We start from the raw sequence: 344 nt of genomic DNA, 5'->3' as shown, positions 1-344 counted from the left end.
GCCGCTGATCGTGGAATAATGAATGGTTAAGTTAGAAAGGGCGCACGGTGAATGCCTTGGCACTAGGAGCCGAAGAAGGACGGGACGAACACCGATATGCCTCGGGGAGCTGTAAGTAAGCATGGATCCGGGGATTTCCGAATGGGGGAACCCACTGTCCGTAATGGGACAGTATCCATATCTGAATACATAGGATATGAGAAGGCAGACCTGGGGAACTGAAACATCTTAGTACCCAGAGGAAGAGAAAGCAAATGCGATTTCCTGAGTAGCGGCGAGCGAAACGGAATCAGCCCAAACCAGGAGGCTTGCCTCCTGGGGTTGTAGGACACTCTATACGGAGT

General features: G+C 51.7%; 1 rRNA gene (running past one end of the window). It reads left to right on the top strand.

The features are described from left to right. Positions 1-24: 24 nt before the first annotated feature. A 23S ribosomal RNA gene (locus NON16_RS25370) occupies positions 25-344 on the top strand (its annotated part continues 423 nt past the right edge of the window); the annotation flags it as partial.

Source organism: Pseudalkalibacillus decolorationis (assembly GCF_024609785.1).
GTDB lineage: Bacteria > Bacillota > Bacilli > Bacillales > Fictibacillaceae > Pseudalkalibacillus > Pseudalkalibacillus decolorationis.
The sequence above is the reverse complement of the archived record's forward strand: the minus strand, read 5'-3'. Positions and strand labels throughout refer to the sequence as shown.